This is a genomic window from Glutamicibacter uratoxydans (assembly GCF_050753455.1).
Taxonomy (GTDB): Bacteria; Actinomycetota; Actinomycetes; order Actinomycetales; family Micrococcaceae; genus Glutamicibacter; species Glutamicibacter uratoxydans_A.
On the sequence record NZ_CP192736.1, the window covers coordinates 1,294,989 to 1,311,332 of the forward strand.

The window sequence follows — 16,344 nt, forward strand, 5'->3', positions numbered from 1 at the left end:
CGAGCCAGCCGGAGAATCCGAACGGCGGGGAACACCGGCTGCTTGGCGAAACTCGGCGAAGGGTTTTGGCGTACTAGAACTGGCGGTAGCTGGCGATCATGGGGCAGTCGAAGGGATCGCGGGCCGAGAGTCCGACCTTGTTCAGATAAGTGATCACCGAGGCGTAGGATTGCCGAACCGTAGCCACCGTGTACGGGATCTGATGTTCGGCGCAGTACTTCCGGACAATGTCGGAGACTGCGGCCAGGTTGGCGCGTGGCATTGAGGGGAAGAGGTGGTGTTCGACCTGGAAGTTCAGGCCACCATACACGATGGACAGGATCTCATTGCCCCAACGGCTCTTGGCCATCACATTGCGGCTGGTGAGCACCTGACGGGAGAAGAAATCGATACGCTGTTCCTTCGGCACCATTGGCATGCCCTTATGATTCGGGGCAAAAGACCCACCCATGTACACGCCGAACACGGCCAACTGAACCCCGACGAAGGCGAAAGCCATGCCTACGGGAAGGAACGCAAAAACCAATCCGAGGTAAATGGCAATGCGAAGCGCGATCGCTGTCAGTTCACGTCCACGGTTCTTCACCCGCTCGCCCACAAACAGGTACTTGATGGACTGATAATGCAGGTTCAAGCCCTCTAAGGTCAGCAGCGGGAAGAACAGGTAGCCCTGACGTTCGGTGATCCACTTCAGCAGCCCGCGCTGACGCTGCGCATCAGCGGGCTGAAAGGAAATGGTGTCCCACTCAATGTCCGGGTCCTTGCCCACGGTGTTCGGGGTGGCGTGGTGTTTATTGTGCTTATTCATCCACCACTGGTAGCTGATCCCCACCACCACATTGGCCAGAAAGCGGCCGAGTTTGTCATTGGTTTTCGCTGAGGACAGGATCTGCCGGTGAGCGGCCTCATGAGCCAAGAACGCAAACTGGGTCAGCAAAATACCCAAAGCCGCCGCCATCAGAAGCTGAAACCAACTGTCGCCCAGCAAAATGAACCCGGTAACAATCCCGCCGAAGAGGGCCACTAACACCAAACCCATGATCAGGTAGTGTCCCCGGCGGCGACCGGTCAAACCGGCTTCACCCACCAAAGCTTTGACATGGAAAAAACTCTGCGGATCTCCGGGACGAACAGTTTTCTGTTCTGTACGTGGAGCGGACAATGTGGAAGAGGTGCTACTCAAGTAAAGGTCCTTGGGTGTGTAGCGGCGACTTTTCAGTCGAAAGAACTGAAAGTCTCAACTCCTATGATTGAAGTCTACGGTGAAATGCTGTGTGGTGACTGATCATGACGTGCAATCCAGCTAGCACTTCCAAAGCTCAGCAAGCGTCCGAGACATCGAGGCGCGGGCTAGTACGAATGACGCCGGGCTTTAACCGTTCACACCGACGGTGATCTGACCAGCTTCCACATGCCACCGTTGATCCAAGCACACATTTTCAAGCATCCGCCGATCATGGGTCACCAACACTAAAGCGCCAGTGTAGCTTTCTAAAGCTTCCTCCAGCTGTTCAATGGCGGGCAGATCCAAATGGTTGGTGGGCTCATCAAGAACGAGCAGATTCACCCCGCGAGCCTGTAACAGTGCCATCCCGGCCCGGGTACGCTCGCCAGGGGACAAGTTCTTCACCGGTGACGCGGTTTGATCCGCCTTCAAACCGAACTTCGCGAGCAGTGTGCGCACCTCGGCGGGGGAGAAGTCCGGCACCGCCGCTTCAAATGCCGCACCTAAAAGGTCCTCGGGCGGCAGATAGCTGCGCGCCTGATCAATTTCGCCGATCTGCACGGAGGAACCGAGCGAACTGCTCCCCGCATCAGGGGTCAAACGACCGAGCATGAGTTTGAGTAACGTGGATTTTCCCGCACCGTTGGGTCCGGTGATCCCAATCCGTTCGCCCACATTCAGCTGGGCGGAGATCGGACCTAAGGTGAAATCACCGAGTGTCAGCTGCGCATTGTTCAGGGTGCATACCACCGAGGAGGACCGTGGGGCAGTGGCAATCTCGAACTGCAGTACCCATTCCTTCCGCGGTTCCTCCACTTCCTCCAGACGCGAGATCCGCGATTCCATCTGACGTACCTTCTGTGCCTGCTTCTGCGATGACTCGGTATTGGCACGCCGGCGAATCTTGTCGTTATCCGGGGACTTCTTCATGGCGTTCCGCACGCCCTGTGAAGACCATTCACGTTGAGTGCGGGCCCGGGCCACCAGGTCTGCTTTCTGTCCGGCGAATTGGTCGTAGGCTTCGCGGGCGTGACGCCGGTTAATAGCCCGTTCCTCCAGATAGGATTCGTAGCCGCCGTCATAGACGGCCACGGAATTCTGGGCCAGGTCCAGCTCCACGATCCCGGTGGTGCAGCGGGCTAAGAATTCACGGTCATGGGACACCAATACCACCCCGGTGCGTAAGGAGGTAATAAAGGATTCCAGGCGTTCCAACCCTGCCAGATCCAGGTCATTGGTTGGTTCATCGAGCAACACAATGTCAAAGCGGCTGAGCAGCAAGGCGGCCAACGCCACCCGGGCCACCTGGCCACCGGACAGGGCGGTCATCAGGGTGTCGCCGGGAAGCTCAAGCCCCAGTTCGGCCAACACGGCAGGTGCACGGTCCTCCAGATCGGCAGCCCCACTGGCCATCCAATGATCAAAGGCAGCAGCATAGGCATCATCGGCCCCGGGAGCCCCGGATCCTAGCTGTTCGGCGGTGGACTCCATGGCCTCGGTGGCGTGCGCGCATCCGGTGCGCCGTGAGAGATAGGCGGTGATGCTTTCGCCCGCAATCCGTTCATGTTCCTGCGGCATCCAGCCAATAAAGGCCTGATCCGGGGCGGTGGACACGGTTCCGCCCTGGGGTTCATCTACCCCGGCCAAGAGCCGTAGCAGGGTGGATTTTCCGGCCCCATTGGCACCCATCACACCTAGCACATCCCCGGGGGAGAGAGTGAAGTTGAGGTTGGAAAACAGGGTTCGGTGGGCGTGGCCGCCTGTGAGGTCCTTGGCCACGAGTGTTGCGCTCATAGACCCTATTCTAGGTTTGCTTGGCCCCTGCATCAGTCTGAGGCGTAAGAGAGCTTGCGCACGATGTACCGGCCTTCCTCGGCTACCAGTTGCTGGACTACGCTCGGGATATGAAACAACTAGCGCTTGCTCTGTTGCTACTATCCCTACTAACGGTTGGTGCCGCTTGTGCGGTGAACCAGCCCCAGGAACCACGGATTGTAGGAATCTGGGGGAGTCAAGAACCGGGGCAACCCTGGCTGGAATTTGCGAAGGATGGGACGCTCAGCGGTAGTGATGGCTGTAACAGGGTAATGGGTCAGTGGAGTGTCGCGAGGGCGGAACTGAGTTTAGGTGAAATAGCTTCCACGAAGATGTTTTGCGAAGGGGTGGACACCTGGCTCAACGGAATCCACTCGGCCAGCATTGCGCGCGATACCCTGAAGGTCCGTGACGTGCATGGAACCGAAATTGGAAAATTGCGGCGTACCGATTCCTGACCCCGCCACGTGGTGGTGTGAGGACCTCTCGGAATTGAATACGCTGGCGATACTGTGGAACTTGAGCGCTGGTAGTCAAACGTTGACAAACTGGCACACACGGCCGCCCCACCGTGTTCATCGTGCACAGGCAAAAGAGGCCACTGGGCTGCTCGAACCTCCAGTTCTAGACAGCGCATTGCCCAAAAGTTGCCCAACATTCGAGTAAATAGGCAATAAATCACTAGATAAGACAACGCAGGCAGACGGTGACGGTAGTGGTGGCAGGTCTGGATACTACGATGTAAGCAGCCACGGGTACTATGTCGAGGGGCATGACAGCATCGTGCTACCGATCCTTTGCCATGGCGCACCGAACGTACTATGGATGGAAGCGTGAAAACTAGTCATGATCGAAAGTCTAGATCGGGCCACCAGAATCCTGGATTTGTTTTCTTCCGATATCCCCGAATGGACCGTCAGCGAAGTATCCCGGGCTTTAGGTTTACCGAAAACTACCGCGTGGGAACATCTGAAATCAATGGTGGAATTGGGGCTTCTGCGTAAATCCGGTGCAGCGAACTATCGCTTGGGTTGGCGTTCCTTCCAACTTGGACTGCGGGCCAGGGCGACCTCGGAAATTGCCAGGCCCGCAAGAGCGGAGCTACAGCTGTTAGCTGAGCGCTTTGGTGAGACGGCTCAACTCGTTTCGCGGTATGGGACCGAGGTGGTCTATTTGGAAAAGGTCGTCATCCAGTCAGGGGTCCGCTCCAGTCTCACCCGGGTCGGTGAACGCTTGCCTTCCACCTGCACCGCGGGCGGTAAGGCGTTGCTCGCGCACCTAGCCAGCCCGCAACTCGATGAGCTGTTTCCCGGGCCGGGACTACCTCAAATGACCGAGAAGTCGCTGGATACGGTGGAGAAATTGGCGCGGGATCTCGAGCTGGTGCGTCGGCGCGGCTACGCCGTGGATCACGAGGAAACTCTGGAGGGCATGTGTTGTGTGGCCGCGGTGATCCGCAACAGGCAAGGTGATGCCACCTGGGCGTTGACCTTGAGCTTTCTAGAATACAAATTTGATCAGCATGCCGCAGAATATGCCCAAGCCCTGATCGAAGCCTCCGAGCGATTATCTCATCCTCCACTGCCCGAGTTGGAAGAACGATCCGTACGAAAAACCGGTAACTGACCTGTCTGCGAGTTATTTGCACTGGCCCCGGCACTACCCTTTCGAATTTGTTGGTTCCGAAAATAATCCACGGCTGTTCGGGTAGTCCGAACAAGCCTCTTGTCGGGCATAGTGCTCCAGATTACAGTTTCAACTCAAGATCGAGCCGCGAATCATCCGCATTCTCTGGTCCTGATCGGCACCAGAAGGATAAAAGCCCAAACCACTCTCGGCACTTCACCCTGCCCAATTTTTGACCTAGGGAGCAATCAGTGAGCAAAGCATCCAGCCCAGTCGGCCGTCGCGTCGGAATCGACATTGGTGGAACCTTTACCGACCTGTTCGTCGTGGAAGCCGATGGCACCGGGAAAATCTACAAATCGCCAACTACCCCGCATGACCCCTCCGAGGGGTTGCTCGCCGGGTTGAGTAAGGCGGCTAAGGCGAACGGTGAATCCCTCGAAGTTTTCATGGCCGGGATCACCACCATTGTGCACGGCACCACCATTGCCACCAATGCGGTGCTCACGGGTCAGGGAGCTAAAACCGGGTTCGTGACCAATGAGGGCTTCCGCGACCTGCTGAACATGCGCCGCGGGATCCGGGAACGGCAAAACGATTCCAAATACGGTCCGCCAGCTCCCCTGGTACCTCGCGACCTGGTTGGCACCGTACACGGCAGGATCGACGCCACGGGTACCGAACTTGTGGCCCTGGATGAAGTTGGGGTACGCGAAGTAGCCGCACACTTCCGTGAAACCGGGGTGGAGTCGATAGCTGTTTCCTACCTCTGGTCATTCCTAGACCCCGGCCATGAGCAGCGTACCGCCGAAATTTTGGCTGAAGAACTTCCAGGACGTTTCATCACCCTCTCCAGCGATGTGCTGCCACAGATTAGGGCCTATGAACGACACAGCACCACCACGCTCAACGCTTTTGTGGGACCCAAATTGCGAGGTTACCTGGCCAATATCGAAAAGAAACTCACCGATCGTGGCTTTGCCGGTACCCTGCTGATCGTACAGTCCAATGGCGGGGTCATGTCCCCGCAGGTGGCCAGCGACATGGCGGTTAATGCGTTGATGTCCGGTCCGGCGGCAGCCCCCGAAGCCGCCTTGCAGTATGCGCGCCGTCACGGCTCGCAGAACGTGATCACCGTAGATATGGGCGGCACCAGTTTCGATGTGGCCCTGGTGCGTGATGGGGAACCGTTGCTGACCAGCGACAGCGAAATTGGTGGATACCGGGTGGCGCTACCGATGCTGGATATTCATACGGTCGGAGCCGGGGGCGGCTCCTTGGCCTGGGTAGACTCCGGTGGCATTCTGCGGGTTGGCCCGCAAAGTGCCACCGCAAACCCGGGGCCGGCCTGTTACGGTCGCGGTGGCACCAACCCCACCTCCACCGACGCCGACCTCGTCCTGGGGTACCTGAATCCCACCATGTTTGGTGACGGTGCATTCGACTTGGACGTTGAAGCGGCCCGCAGCGCGATAATGGACAAGGTCGGTACACCACTGGGTCTGGATCTACTGACCGCTGCCGAGGGGATTTTCCGGGTGGTCAATGCCACCATGGCTGAGGCCATCAATGAGGTGTCGGTCAAACGAGGATATGATCCCCGAGAGTTCACCTTAGTGGTGGCCGGTGGAGCCGGACCGATCCATGCGGTGGCCATTGCCCAGGAATTGGGTATCGGCCAGGTGATCGTCCCGCGTGAATCCTCGGTCTTCTGTGCGGTGGGAACCCTACTCACTGACCTGAAGCATATGTATGCCCGAACCTTCGTCTCCGATATCGCGGGTCTCGAAGTAGACAAGGTCAGCGCCGTCTTCCGTGAAATGCGCACCGAGGCTCTTGACACCTTGCGCTCCGAGAAGGTCCAGGAACAAGATATCGAACTGGTATTCTCGGCCGACCTGCGCTACATCGGACAATTCGATGAAATCGAGGTTGAGCTTGCTTTCGATGAATCGCTGACCGAGGAAGACCTGTTCAAGCTGGTGGCAGATTTCGAAGCGCACCACGAGGCACTGAATGGTTATTCAATGCCCGGTGAACAAACTGAACTGATCAACCTGCGTCTGACCGCACTGGGGCGCACCGACAAGCCGGTTCTGCAAGATGACGAACCTGCCGGCGCGGATCCGCAAGCCGCAGCCAAGGGCCCCCGCCTCGCAGTATTTGGCGGGGAACAGATCGAGGTGCCAACATTTGACGGCCTGGCCTTGCGCCGTGGCAACTATGTTGCTGGTCCGGCCATTATCGAACAACCCACTACCACCGTGGTGTTGGTCAAGGGCTACGGATTAACCGTCGATGCCCAAGGCAATTACCTCATCGAGCCAACCAACTAATCTTTTGAAGGAGTCAATAGCCATGACCCAGACACCGACACAGACCAACACGGATCCAATCCTTGTAGCGGTCATCGGAAATGCCCTTGACGGAATCACCCGCGAAATTGGGCAAACCATGTTGCGCACCTCGCGTTCCCCAATTTTCGTGGAAGCACGTGACTTTGCCACCTCGATTTTCAGTGCCGATTGCCGACTGCTGGCTCAGACCCACTACATCCCCGTGATTGGCGGCGCCACTCCCTTTGCCCAGCGCGCCATTGCCGAATTTTTCGTAGGGGATGTGCAGGATGGCGATGTCTTTATCCACAATGATCCATTCAACGGCGGCTCTCATCTGCCCGACATTACGATTACCCGTCCGGTCTTTTGGGAAGGCGAACTGAAATTCTGGGCGATGACCAAGGGGCACAACGCCGACGTGGGCGGCGGGGGAGTCGTCGGGTTCAACCCGGCGGCCACCGATGTTCACGACGAGGGGATTCGGATCCCGCCGACCAAGATTATTGCCGAGGGCAAACTACGCAGGGATGCCTGGGAAATGATTCTCGGAAATGTGCGCATGCGTTCCCTGGTGGAAAGCGTGTTGAACTGTCAGATTGGCGCAACCGCCATTGGCGAACGCCGGCTGCACGGACTGCTTGAAAAGTACGGACCGAGCACCATCGAACAAGCCAGCGACGAACTACTTGCCGCCAGTGCCCGTCAGGTACGGAAGGAAATCGAGCAGATCCCCGATGGTCACTACAGTTCACACGCCCTGGTGGACAACGACGGCATCGAGAAGAACCGGGCCTATCAGATTGCGTTGACCATCAAGGTTCAGGGCTCGAAAATGATCTTCGACTTCAGCGACAGCGATCCGCAGGCCGCAGGCTTTATCAACAGCCCGCTGGCCAATACGGTGGCCTCGGCACACTTGGCACTTTTCGGAGCAATGGATCCGGATATCCGCTACAACAGCGGAGCCATCGAACCACTTGAGCTCATCGCCCCAGCCGGTTCGATCGTGAACCCGCTGGAACCGGCACCCGTAGCAGCTTGCACCGTTCCCACTTGCGAAACCATCGCCGGTGCCGTCTGGTTGGCGTTGGCCCAGGCCATCCCGAGCCGGGCTCACGCCGGCTGGGCGCGCTGGTGCACCCCGGCCACCATGGGGGTGAACCCGCGCACCGGCCGTCCCTTCGGAGACCTGCACTTCCTGGGGAAGGGCGGCAGCGGTGCCACCGAGGGTTTTGACGGCTGGGACCACCTGTCACCGGCCAATACCTTGGGCGGGTTGCGCACTCCAGACCCGGAACTCCACGAACTGGACACCCCCTACCTGCTCGAAGAGCTGGAATACCTGAAAGACAGTGCCGGCGCCGGACAATGGCGTGGCGGCCTGGGAGTTCGCTACCGCTGGAAGGTGCTGGCCGATAAAATTTCCTGCGCCACCTACGGCAGCGGGTTCATGCCAGAAACCGCTCCCTACGGTTTGCTCGGTGGGCAGCCCGGAATTGTCCAAAAATTGACGCTGGCCCAGGGCGAAGCCGAACCTGTAGCCGTAGAAACGAACTCCTTCTACACGCTGAACAAGGGAGACGTTTTTGAGGTCACCGCCAGCGGTGGCGGCGGCTTCGGTCACCCGCACCTGCGCCCCGCCGAACTGGTGGCCCGCGATGTGCGCCAGGAAGTGGTGTCCCTGGATGCGGCACGCACCAACTACGGAGTGGCCATCGACCCGGACACCTTCGAGGTCCTCTCGGAAGAAACCGCACGGCTGCGCGCCGGCAGCACCAAATAATTCCGCCCTGCCCACGGCAGGAACACACCTTTGAAAATCTAAGGAGATAGTCATGGCAGAAATAGTTCTGGCGGTCGCCGCCAGTCATGCTCCGGGCCTCTTGGGCCTATTCGATGAAGCACCCGAGGACTCGCGCCGTATCGTCACCCGCGCCTATGGGGAGATCGCCCGGCAGATCCGCGAAGCCGATCTGGATGTGTTGATTATGGTCGCTAATGACCATATGGCCAATAATCGTATCCGGGAATACCCTGACTTTGTCATTGGGATGGCACCGGTGCATAGCGGTCCGGCCGAGTTCTTCAGGGATTGGCTCAACTGCGGCGATTACGCCGTACCCGGGCGTGCCGACCTGGCCGAGATGGTCTTCAATGGCCTGAACCATCGTGGGGTGCGCGCCACGGCCACGCGCGAGAATCTGAATTTTGATGACAATATTTCGGTGCCGGTGAAGAAAACCGAAATCGACTTGGCCGGGGTGCCGATTATCCCGATATTGCAAAATGTGACCGTGCCACCGGTACCAGATCAGAACCGTTGCTATCAGGTGGGTCAAGAATTGGCCGACGTGATCAAAAATGATCTTCCCGAGGGACTGCGGGTGGGTCTATTCGCCACCGGAGGATTGAGCCACGAGCCCGGTGGAAAGCGTGACTTCTGGATTGATGAGGAGTTCGATAACTGGTTCCTGGGATTGCTGGCTGACGGGGATCACTCCAAGGTATTGACCGAAGCCACGGTGGAAAAGATGGAAGGTGCCGGGAACCATGGCACCGGTGAGTTGCTGAGCTGGATTGTGGTCATGGGTGCCATTGGCGAGAAGGAATGCGACGTGCTGGGCTACACGGCCTGGGATAAGTGGCGCTGCGGAATTGGTGCGGTGAGCTGGAATATGAACACCGCCGTGGTCGCCGGTTAGGAGGGGTGAAAATGAGTTTGGGAAAGATTAACCTGGCCCTGGTTTCACACGATCTGGTGCAGGACCTGAAATGGAGCGCCGAGTTGCGCACCGAATTCGAAATCGACGAAGCCCAAGTCCTGGATAGGTACCCACTACGGGAGGATGAGCGTAAGGCCATCGAGGAGCGGGATTTTCACACCCTCTACGAAATGGGGTTCCACCCCTACCTCGGGGCACAATTTGCCCGAATCCTCTTCGCCAATAACAAGAAGGGCGCGACCAGCGCGGTGGAGCATCTGCTGGCCTCAATCCGCCAGGAAGAAGTGCCGCACACCGAAGACGTAGTGGCAGGTGGGAAGTGACCTCTGCGGAGGTGGTCGGGAAGATCCATGAGCTTCCTGCCACGGAAGCTACGGTCACGGTGGGTCGGATCGACCCGAACGCACCCCCGGCGCTGTGGATCGATCCGGGAGACGAAGTGGTGCTCTCCACCTGGGCTCACTGGGGCAATCGGGTCACACCGCTGACTCAAATCGGTGATTTTGCTGCCATCAAGGCGGGTTTTCCCCAGGCCTTGGGACCGCATTCGCTCACCGGACCCATTCATGTTCGTGGTGCCAATCCCGGGGATGGACTGGTGGTGGAGATCCTCGAAGTGATTCCCGCCGCACATGGCTTCAACCTCGTGGTGGAAAATCCTCGGGGTCGCGGCGTACTGCGCGAACGCTTTGGCCAAGGCATGATCCGGCACTTTGAGCTGGACCGCGAATCCATGAGCACCACCCTCGGTCCGGTGCGGATCCCCTTGAAACCGTTCCTGGGGATCATGGGGGTGGCCCCGGAGTCCGATGAGGTGATCTCCACCGTGGAACCCGGCCCTTTCGGCGGGAATATGGATCTGTCCGCCCTGGTCGCCGGAACCCAGCTGACCCTTCCAGTCTTCCGCGAGGGGGCCGGGTTCTTCTGCGGGGACGCCCACGCGGTGCAGGGGGACGGGGAAGTCAACCAGACGGCCATCGAGACCGCGGCCGAACATGTCCGCTTGCGTTTTAGTCTGGTCCCGGGCGCAGGGTTAAGCACCCCACGAGCCGAAACCGCAACGGAGTTCATCTCCACCGGATTCGGCCAGACCCTGGAGGTCGCCGCCCACGACGCGGTCAATGACATGGTCAACTGGCTGGTTACCGAAGGGTTGGAAGAATCGGAAGCCTACAGCCTGTGTTCGATTGCCGCCGATGTGCGGGTGACCCAAATGGTCAACGGAGTGGTCGGTGTGCATACCGTGATGCGCAAACTGACCCGGTAACGGGACCCGTTACGGTTTCCGCCTCACAGAGGTGAGGCGGAAACCAGCACCGGCTGCTAAGCAGCCGCAAAGTATTTCTCGCTACGTCGTTCAGTCACGGCGAGCAGCGCAAAGTTTTCTTTTCCAGGTATCGATGGGGATATCTGATGTTGCATCACCGCATGACGCGCTGATGAGTGAGCTGAGCCACTACCGCCCAAAAAATGAGGGCAGTACCGGATACAGCCAGGTTGCCCACTAGCTGGCATAAACCTCTACCGGCCGACGTATGTACTGACCGCATGCTCAATGAGGACGTTGCGGGGAAAGTCATCACTTGGCGACCTTTTTGCTGCATCGCACCAGAGGGCCAGATGCAGCCCCTCACCCACATTCGCACCGGGTTCATGTTCGCGGATGCCCATTTCTGGCAAGGAGCGACCGATGTCGCGAATAATTCACTCCACCCTCCCCGAAATGAAGTCGCGTTCCACCGATGATCCACAGGTGGTTGCGGCTCAGCGGGCCAACGACTATAGCAATCACATGGTGCCAATCACCGCTCGGATTGGACGCTGGCAACTCACCATGTCGTACTGGTCACTGCTCAGCGCCATGATCTGGATTTTCTATGGAGCACTGGTGGCCGGCCTGTACGGCAGCGTCAACGCGGTGATCGCAATCGTGCTCAGTGTCGTGACCTATTCGATTATGGGAGGCATCTTTACCCGTTGGGGGATCCGCAGCGGCCTGAATAGCGCCATGCTCACCCGGCGGATGTTCGGCACCGTGGGCGCCCTACTGACCGCGTTTTTGGTCAGCGCCAATACCGTGTACTACGCGGTCTTTGAAAGTAGCACGCTGGCGGTCGCCTTTCAGTACTACACCCCGGATTGGGATATCCGCATCTGGTACGCGATTGTGGTGGTGGCCATGCTGCCGCTGATGCTTGGCGGCGTGCAGACTTGGATGGGCCGGATGAACGGGATTCTGCTGCCCTTCTACGGGCTCGGTTTGATTCTCGTTCTGGTTCTGACTGCGGTGAACTACGACTCCCAGGGCTGGATGGACTTTGCTGGGATCGTTCCCGAGGAGGCTCGCGCCTACCCCGGCTGGCTGCTCGGCTTCGTCCTGTACATGGGGGTTTGGCTGTTGCTGCCGACTACCCAAGATTTCGCTCGTTTCGGCAAAATCGAAGATGAGAAATTCCATACCGTCGTTTCCTTCGGACCGGTTTTCTACTTTTTCCTCTTCCTAGTGAACGGGGTGGCCGGAATCTTCCTGGTCCGCACCGTCGTTCCGAATGAGGCAACGGCGGAAGCCGGCGTGGTGATTGCGATCCTGGGAGCTTCGGGGCTATTAGGTAGGGTATTCATCGCTGTATCGCAGATTCGTATCAATTCGTTAAACTTCTACCAGGCTTCAACGAATTGGAACCGCATTTGGACAGGGGTGACTGGAAAACGAGTTCACCGAGCCATCTGGATCCTGCTCATTGGCACACTGGTCTTCTTATTGATGCTCACCAATGTCTTCAGCTATTTGGAGCGGGCGCTAACGTGGCAGGGTGTCTTCCTCGTGGGATGGGCTACCGTCGCACTGACGCACTATGTGATGGTTCCGAAGGACCGTCGGGTGGGCCCGGAATTTCGGGCCGGACGACTACCCAAGTTCACCTTGGGACTACTGGTGTGGGTTATTGCGGCCGGTGCCGGTATTGCAGTGGCCGAGATTCCGGGAGTTCCTCCCGTATTTAGTGCCGTCCCTGCCCTGGTGACCCTGGTGATTGCCGCGGTACTTTATGCGACATTGCTTGTCCTGAGGCCCGAACCGGTGAAAACCGGAATGCCGGATCCGCACACCGAAGTCAGCGATGCGCAACAGACCTGGATTCAGTGCCATAGTTGCGAGCTATCCTATGTGGCCTGGGAAATGGACCGGGATCCGAACCATGATCTAGAACCAATATGTGATGCCTGTTCCATGAACCATTAGGGATATGTGGGATGGCAATCTAGGAATGTAGAAGACCGGCCTCGAACCATCTTTAGTGGTGTTCGAGGCCGGTCTTCTCAATGCGTCAGGAACGGCTGTGGCCCGGATGGCTCAGGTACAGGATGCCGGCCCATTTGATCAGCTGGAACTGCAGCTCAGAGCGTTCAAGCAACGGGCCGAGGCCAAAGGCAATGGCGACTCCCGCAGAAAAGCATCCAATGGCGTTAGCGAAAACACTTGCTAGTGCGTTGGCGCGACCCTGGCTAAAAGCCCTTCCGACAACGAATATGACACTTGCTCCGGGGACGGCGATCAGGACCATGGAAACCAATATCAAGCCGATCCTTTGGGTCGCGGTCATTAACCGGAAATCCTATAAGGTTTGCAGATGTTTCACACGAGAACATGGGAAAAGTGTCGTCAAACACAAACGCGCTAGTCGCGCGCGGACGGATCATGGGGGAGTCGAGCCGGGATGCCAGCAAGGGCGTACACACCCGGAAGCCCCAGCTGATTACGTCGACTATTTCGTTCCTTTGGAGGTGCACAATAAATGCCGGGAACCGCCAATACTTGTGTATTATTCTAAGGAATAGCCAAAGCCCGGTGCGCTGGTGGCCAAGGATCAGGGAAGAACCTTGGTACCAGCACACCGGGCTAAGAAAACCGTTAGCCGGCTAGCGTGGGTTTAGAGCTGGTTGCCCAGCTTGAAGCCCTTAGCTGCTTCACCGTGGTAGGCGCCATCTTCGTCGCCAGCACGGGTGTAGGAGAAACCGTCGGCACCGATGGTGACGTCAAGCTCCGAGTCATCGGTGCGCTCAACGATTTCCTGCACGTTGCCGTCCAGGTCCAACACCAGCGAGGCCTCGGTGTACCAAGAAGGAACAACTGGGTTGCCCCACCAGTCGCGGCGCTGGTTATCGTGCACATCCCAGGTGATGACTGGGTTGTCTGGATCTCCGGTGTAGTAGTCCTGGGTGTAGATTTCCACGCGGTGGCCATCTGGATCCAGGATGTACAGGTAGAACGCGTTGGACACGCCGTGACGGCCTGGGCCGCGCTCGATGCGGTCGGACATGCGCAGTGCGCCGAGCTTGTCACAGATCTGGATGATGTTGTGCTTCTCGTGGGTGGAGAAGGCCACGTGGTGCATGCGTGGGCCGTTGCCACCGGTGAGTGCGGTGTCGTGCACGGTACCCTTGCGGTGCATCCAGGCGGCGTAGGTGGTGCCCTTGTCGTCCTTGATGTCCTCGGTGACGCGGAAGCCTAGGTCTTCCATGTACTTGCGGCCGCGTGGCACGTCCGGGGTGACCTGGTTGAAGTGGTCCAGACGGACCAGCTCACCGGCCGAGTACAGGTCGTAGCGCATGTGCAGACGCTCAACGTGCTCGGTCTCGAAGAAGAACTCGTACGGGAAGCCCAGCGGATCTTCCACGCGCAGCGAGTCGCCGATACCCTTGACGAAGCCGTCCTTGCGACGCTCGGTGCGGCAGCCCAGCTCCTTGTAGTAAGCCTCGGCCTTGTCCACGTCCTCTGGAGTGCGAACACGGTAGGAGAATGCGGCCACTGCGGCGATTGGGCCTTCGGTCAGCACCAGGTTGTGGTGGATGAACTCTTCGAAGGAACGCAGGTAGATACGCTTGTCATCTTCCTCGGTGACATGCAGACCCAGTACGTCAACGTAGAAGTCACGGGACTTCTTCAAGTCGGTGACGACAATTTCCATGTAGGCGCAGCGCAGGATATCCGGCGCTGGAACTGAAGGCTTAGGGATTTCGTTGCTCATGATGTTGCTCCTTTGCAAGCAGGAATGGTGGGTAAGTTAGGCGCCGAACTTCGGGGTGTGAACATCACCGAGGGTGATGTGAACAGCCTGCTGGTCGGTGTAGAAATCGATGGAGCGGTAGCCGCCCTCGTGGCCCAAGCCCGAGGCCTTCACGCCGCCGAAGGGGCTGCGCAGATCACGCACGTTGTGGGAGTTGAGCCACACCATGCCGGCCTCGATGTTCTGGGCGAAGTTGTGGGCACGCTTCAGGTCATTGGTCCACAGGTAAGCGGCCAAACCGTACTTGGTGTTGTTGGCCAGCTCCAGAGCCTCTTCCTCGGTGTCGAACGGGGTGATCGCCACGACGGGGCCGAAGATTTCTTCCTGGAAGATACGGGCATCTGGGGAGACATCTGCGAACACGGTTGGAGCCACGTAGGAGCCGTTTTCCTGACCTTCTGGCAGGTTCTCTGGGCGACCGCCACCGGCCACCAGACGGCCTTCAGACTTGCCGATCTCGACGTAGCTCATGACCTTGTCGTAGTGCTCTGGGTGAACCAGTGCGCCAACCTGGGTGGCTGGATCGTGTGGATCGCCCACCTTGATGTTCTTGGCACGGGCTGCGTAGGCCTCAACGAACTGATCGTAGATGCCACGCTGAACCAGGATGCGGCTACCGGCGGTGCAACGCTCACCGTTCAGCGAGAAAACACCGAACAGGGTGGAGTCAATCGCAGCGTCAAAGTCGGCATCGTCAAAGACGATGGCTGGGGACTTGCCGCCCAGTTCCATGGACATGCCCTTGAGGTTCTCGGCGCAGTTGCGGTAGATCAGCTGACCGGTGGAGGATTCACCGGTGAAGGAGATCAGTGGCACGTCTGGGTGCTTGACCAGTGCGTCACCGGCGTCTTCGCCGATGCCGTTGACCAGGTTGAACACGCCCTTAGGCAGTCCGGCATCTTCAAAGATCTTGGCCCAGAGGCTGGCCGAGAGTGGGGTGAATTCTGCGGGCTTGAGCACCACGGTGCAGCCCGAGGCGATCGATGGTGCGAGCTTCCAGGATTCAAGCATGAACGGGGTGTTCCAGGGGGTGATCAACCCGGCCACACCGATAGGCTTGCGGTTCACGTAGTTCAGCTGGCTGCCTGGCACCTTCAATGCGGTGTCGTGCTGCGCAACGATCAAATCGGCGAAGAAGCGGAAGTTCTCTGCGGCACGCTGGGCCTGGCCACGAGCCTGGGTGATCGGCAGGCCGGTGTCGAAGGTTTCCATTTCGGCCAGGCGATCTTCCTGAGCCACTACGGCATCAGCGATCTTGTACAGCACGTTGGCGCGCTCGCGTGGCTTCATCTTTGGCCATGGGCCGTTCTTGAAAGCTTCGGTGGCCGCGGCGACGGCGGCGTCGATGTCAGCCTTCTGGCCGGCGGCGGCGTTCACGTAGGGCTTGTTGGTTACTGGATCCAAAACCTCGAAGGTTTCGCCACCGATGGAATCAACGAATTCACCGTTGATGTAGTGCTGAATCTTGCTGGGCAGGTTCTCCGGGACAAAGTGCTTGCTCATTGAGGGATGTTCCTTTCGCTTCGGTGAATCTTAGAAAGTTTTTTTTG

General features: G+C 58.4%; 13 protein-coding genes. 8 read left to right on the forward strand and 5 right to left on the reverse strand.

All coding sequences use genetic code 11. The features are described 5' to 3' along the window. Positions 1 to 73: 73 nt before the first annotated feature. A complete protein-coding gene (locus tag ACQQZ8_RS05950; protein WP_431711764.1) occupies positions 74 to 1,183 on the reverse strand; it encodes a fatty acid desaturase family protein in 1,110 nt (369 codons plus the stop codon). Between the two features lie 189 nt (positions 1,184 to 1,372). After that, the gene (locus ACQQZ8_RS05955) at positions 1,373 to 3,019 is read right to left on the reverse strand and encodes an ABC-F family ATP-binding cassette domain-containing protein (protein WP_431711765.1); all 1,647 of its coding nucleotides are present in this window, start codon (positions 3,017 to 3,019) and stop codon (positions 1,373 to 1,375) included. A gap of 110 nt (positions 3,020 to 3,129) precedes the next feature. Between ACQQZ8_RS05955 and ACQQZ8_RS05960 the strand changes: the two genes are divergently transcribed. The 8 genes from ACQQZ8_RS05960 to ACQQZ8_RS05995 all read left to right on the forward strand — a co-directional run bounded on the left by ACQQZ8_RS05960 (position 3,130) and on the right by ACQQZ8_RS05995 (position 12,969). Continuing rightward, positions 3,130 to 3,498 carry an META domain-containing protein gene (locus ACQQZ8_RS05960; protein WP_431711766.1) on the forward strand — a complete coding sequence of 123 codons (369 nt, stop codon included), beginning with the start codon at positions 3,130 to 3,132 and terminating at the stop codon, positions 3,496 to 3,498. 388 nt (positions 3,499 to 3,886) lie between these two features. After that, positions 3,887 to 4,666: an IclR family transcriptional regulator gene (locus ACQQZ8_RS05965; protein ID WP_431711767.1), complete on the forward strand. Its 780-nt coding sequence runs from the start codon at positions 3,887 to 3,889 to the stop codon at positions 4,664 to 4,666. Between the two features lie 251 nt (positions 4,667 to 4,917). Beyond that, entirely contained in the window at positions 4,918 to 7,002 is a 2,085-nt protein-coding gene (locus ACQQZ8_RS05970) for a hydantoinase/oxoprolinase family protein (RefSeq protein ID WP_431711768.1), read from the forward strand. 22 nt (positions 7,003 to 7,024) lie between these two features. Further along, on the forward strand, positions 7,025 to 8,788 hold the full coding sequence (locus tag ACQQZ8_RS05975; RefSeq protein WP_431711769.1) for a hydantoinase B/oxoprolinase family protein: 1,764 nt from the start codon (positions 7,025 to 7,027) through the stop codon (positions 8,786 to 8,788). 52 nt (positions 8,789 to 8,840) lie between these two features. Further along, positions 8,841 to 9,707 carry a hypothetical protein gene (locus ACQQZ8_RS05980; protein WP_431711770.1) on the forward strand — a complete coding sequence of 289 codons (867 nt, stop codon included), beginning with the start codon at positions 8,841 to 8,843 and terminating at the stop codon, positions 9,705 to 9,707. Between the two features lie 11 nt (positions 9,708 to 9,718). Then, positions 9,719 to 10,051 carry a hypothetical protein gene (locus tag ACQQZ8_RS05985; RefSeq protein WP_431711771.1) on the forward strand — a complete coding sequence of 111 codons (333 nt, stop codon included), beginning with the start codon at positions 9,719 to 9,721 and terminating at the stop codon, positions 10,049 to 10,051. Further along, the gene (locus ACQQZ8_RS05990) at positions 10,048 to 10,995 is read left to right on the forward strand and encodes an acetamidase/formamidase family protein (RefSeq protein ID WP_431711772.1); all 948 of its coding nucleotides are present in this window, start codon (positions 10,048 to 10,050) and stop codon (positions 10,993 to 10,995) included. The genes ACQQZ8_RS05985 and ACQQZ8_RS05990 overlap by 4 nt, the downstream gene beginning before the upstream one ends. 423 nt (positions 10,996 to 11,418) lie before the next feature. Then, positions 11,419 to 12,969, forward strand: a complete 1,551-nt coding sequence (locus tag ACQQZ8_RS05995; protein WP_431711773.1) for a purine-cytosine permease family protein — start codon at positions 11,419 to 11,421, stop codon at positions 12,967 to 12,969. Positions 12,970 to 13,054: 85 nt separating this feature from the next. Here ACQQZ8_RS05995 and ACQQZ8_RS06000 read toward each other — a convergent pair whose 3' ends face one another. The 3 genes from ACQQZ8_RS06000 to hpaE form a co-directional block, all read right to left on the reverse strand. Then, the gene (locus ACQQZ8_RS06000) at positions 13,055 to 13,330 is read right to left on the reverse strand and encodes a LysE family translocator (protein ID WP_431711774.1); all 276 of its coding nucleotides are present in this window, start codon (positions 13,328 to 13,330) and stop codon (positions 13,055 to 13,057) included. A 327-nt stretch (positions 13,331 to 13,657) separates the two neighbouring features. Next, positions 13,658 to 14,755, reverse strand: coding sequence for a 3,4-dihydroxyphenylacetate 2,3-dioxygenase (gene hpaD / locus ACQQZ8_RS06005; RefSeq protein WP_431711775.1), 1,098 nt, complete (start codon positions 14,753 to 14,755; stop codon positions 13,658 to 13,660). A 36-nt stretch (positions 14,756 to 14,791) separates the two neighbouring features. Beyond that, positions 14,792 to 16,297 (reverse strand): 5-carboxymethyl-2-hydroxymuconate semialdehyde dehydrogenase, encoded by a 1,506-nt coding sequence (gene hpaE / locus ACQQZ8_RS06010; protein ID WP_431711776.1) that lies wholly within the window; start codon positions 16,295 to 16,297, stop codon positions 14,792 to 14,794. Positions 16,298 to 16,344: the final 47 nt, after the last annotated feature.

What these genes read in the sequence shown, in the direction of transcription:
- ACQQZ8_RS05955 (WP_431711765.1), bottom strand. Translation starts at nt 3,019, where the DNA reads ATGAGCGCAACACTCGTGGCCAAGGACCTCACAGGCGGCCACGCCCAC.
- ACQQZ8_RS05960 (WP_431711766.1), top strand. Translation starts at nt 3,130, where the DNA reads ATGAAACAACTAGCGCTTGCTCTGTTGCTACTATCCCTACTAACGGTT.
- ACQQZ8_RS05975 (WP_431711769.1), top strand. Translation starts at nt 7,025, where the DNA reads ATGACCCAGACACCGACACAGACCAACACGGATCCAATCCTTGTAGCG.
- ACQQZ8_RS05985 (WP_431711771.1), top strand. Translation starts at nt 9,719, where the DNA reads ATGAGTTTGGGAAAGATTAACCTGGCCCTGGTTTCACACGATCTGGTG.
- hpaE (WP_431711776.1), bottom strand. Translation starts at nt 16,297, where the DNA reads ATGAGCAAGCACTTTGTCCCGGAGAACCTGCCCAGCAAGATTCAGCAC.
- ACQQZ8_RS05980 (WP_431711770.1), top strand. Translation starts at nt 8,841, where the DNA reads ATGGCAGAAATAGTTCTGGCGGTCGCCGCCAGTCATGCTCCGGGCCTC.
- ACQQZ8_RS06000 (WP_431711774.1), bottom strand. Translation starts at nt 13,330, where the DNA reads ATGACCGCGACCCAAAGGATCGGCTTGATATTGGTTTCCATGGTCCTG.
- ACQQZ8_RS05965 (WP_431711767.1), top strand. Translation starts at nt 3,887, where the DNA reads ATGATCGAAAGTCTAGATCGGGCCACCAGAATCCTGGATTTGTTTTCT.
- hpaD (WP_431711775.1), bottom strand. Translation starts at nt 14,755, where the DNA reads ATGAGCAACGAAATCCCTAAGCCTTCAGTTCCAGCGCCGGATATCCTG.
- ACQQZ8_RS05995 (WP_431711773.1), top strand. Translation starts at nt 11,419, where the DNA reads ATGTCGCGAATAATTCACTCCACCCTCCCCGAAATGAAGTCGCGTTCC.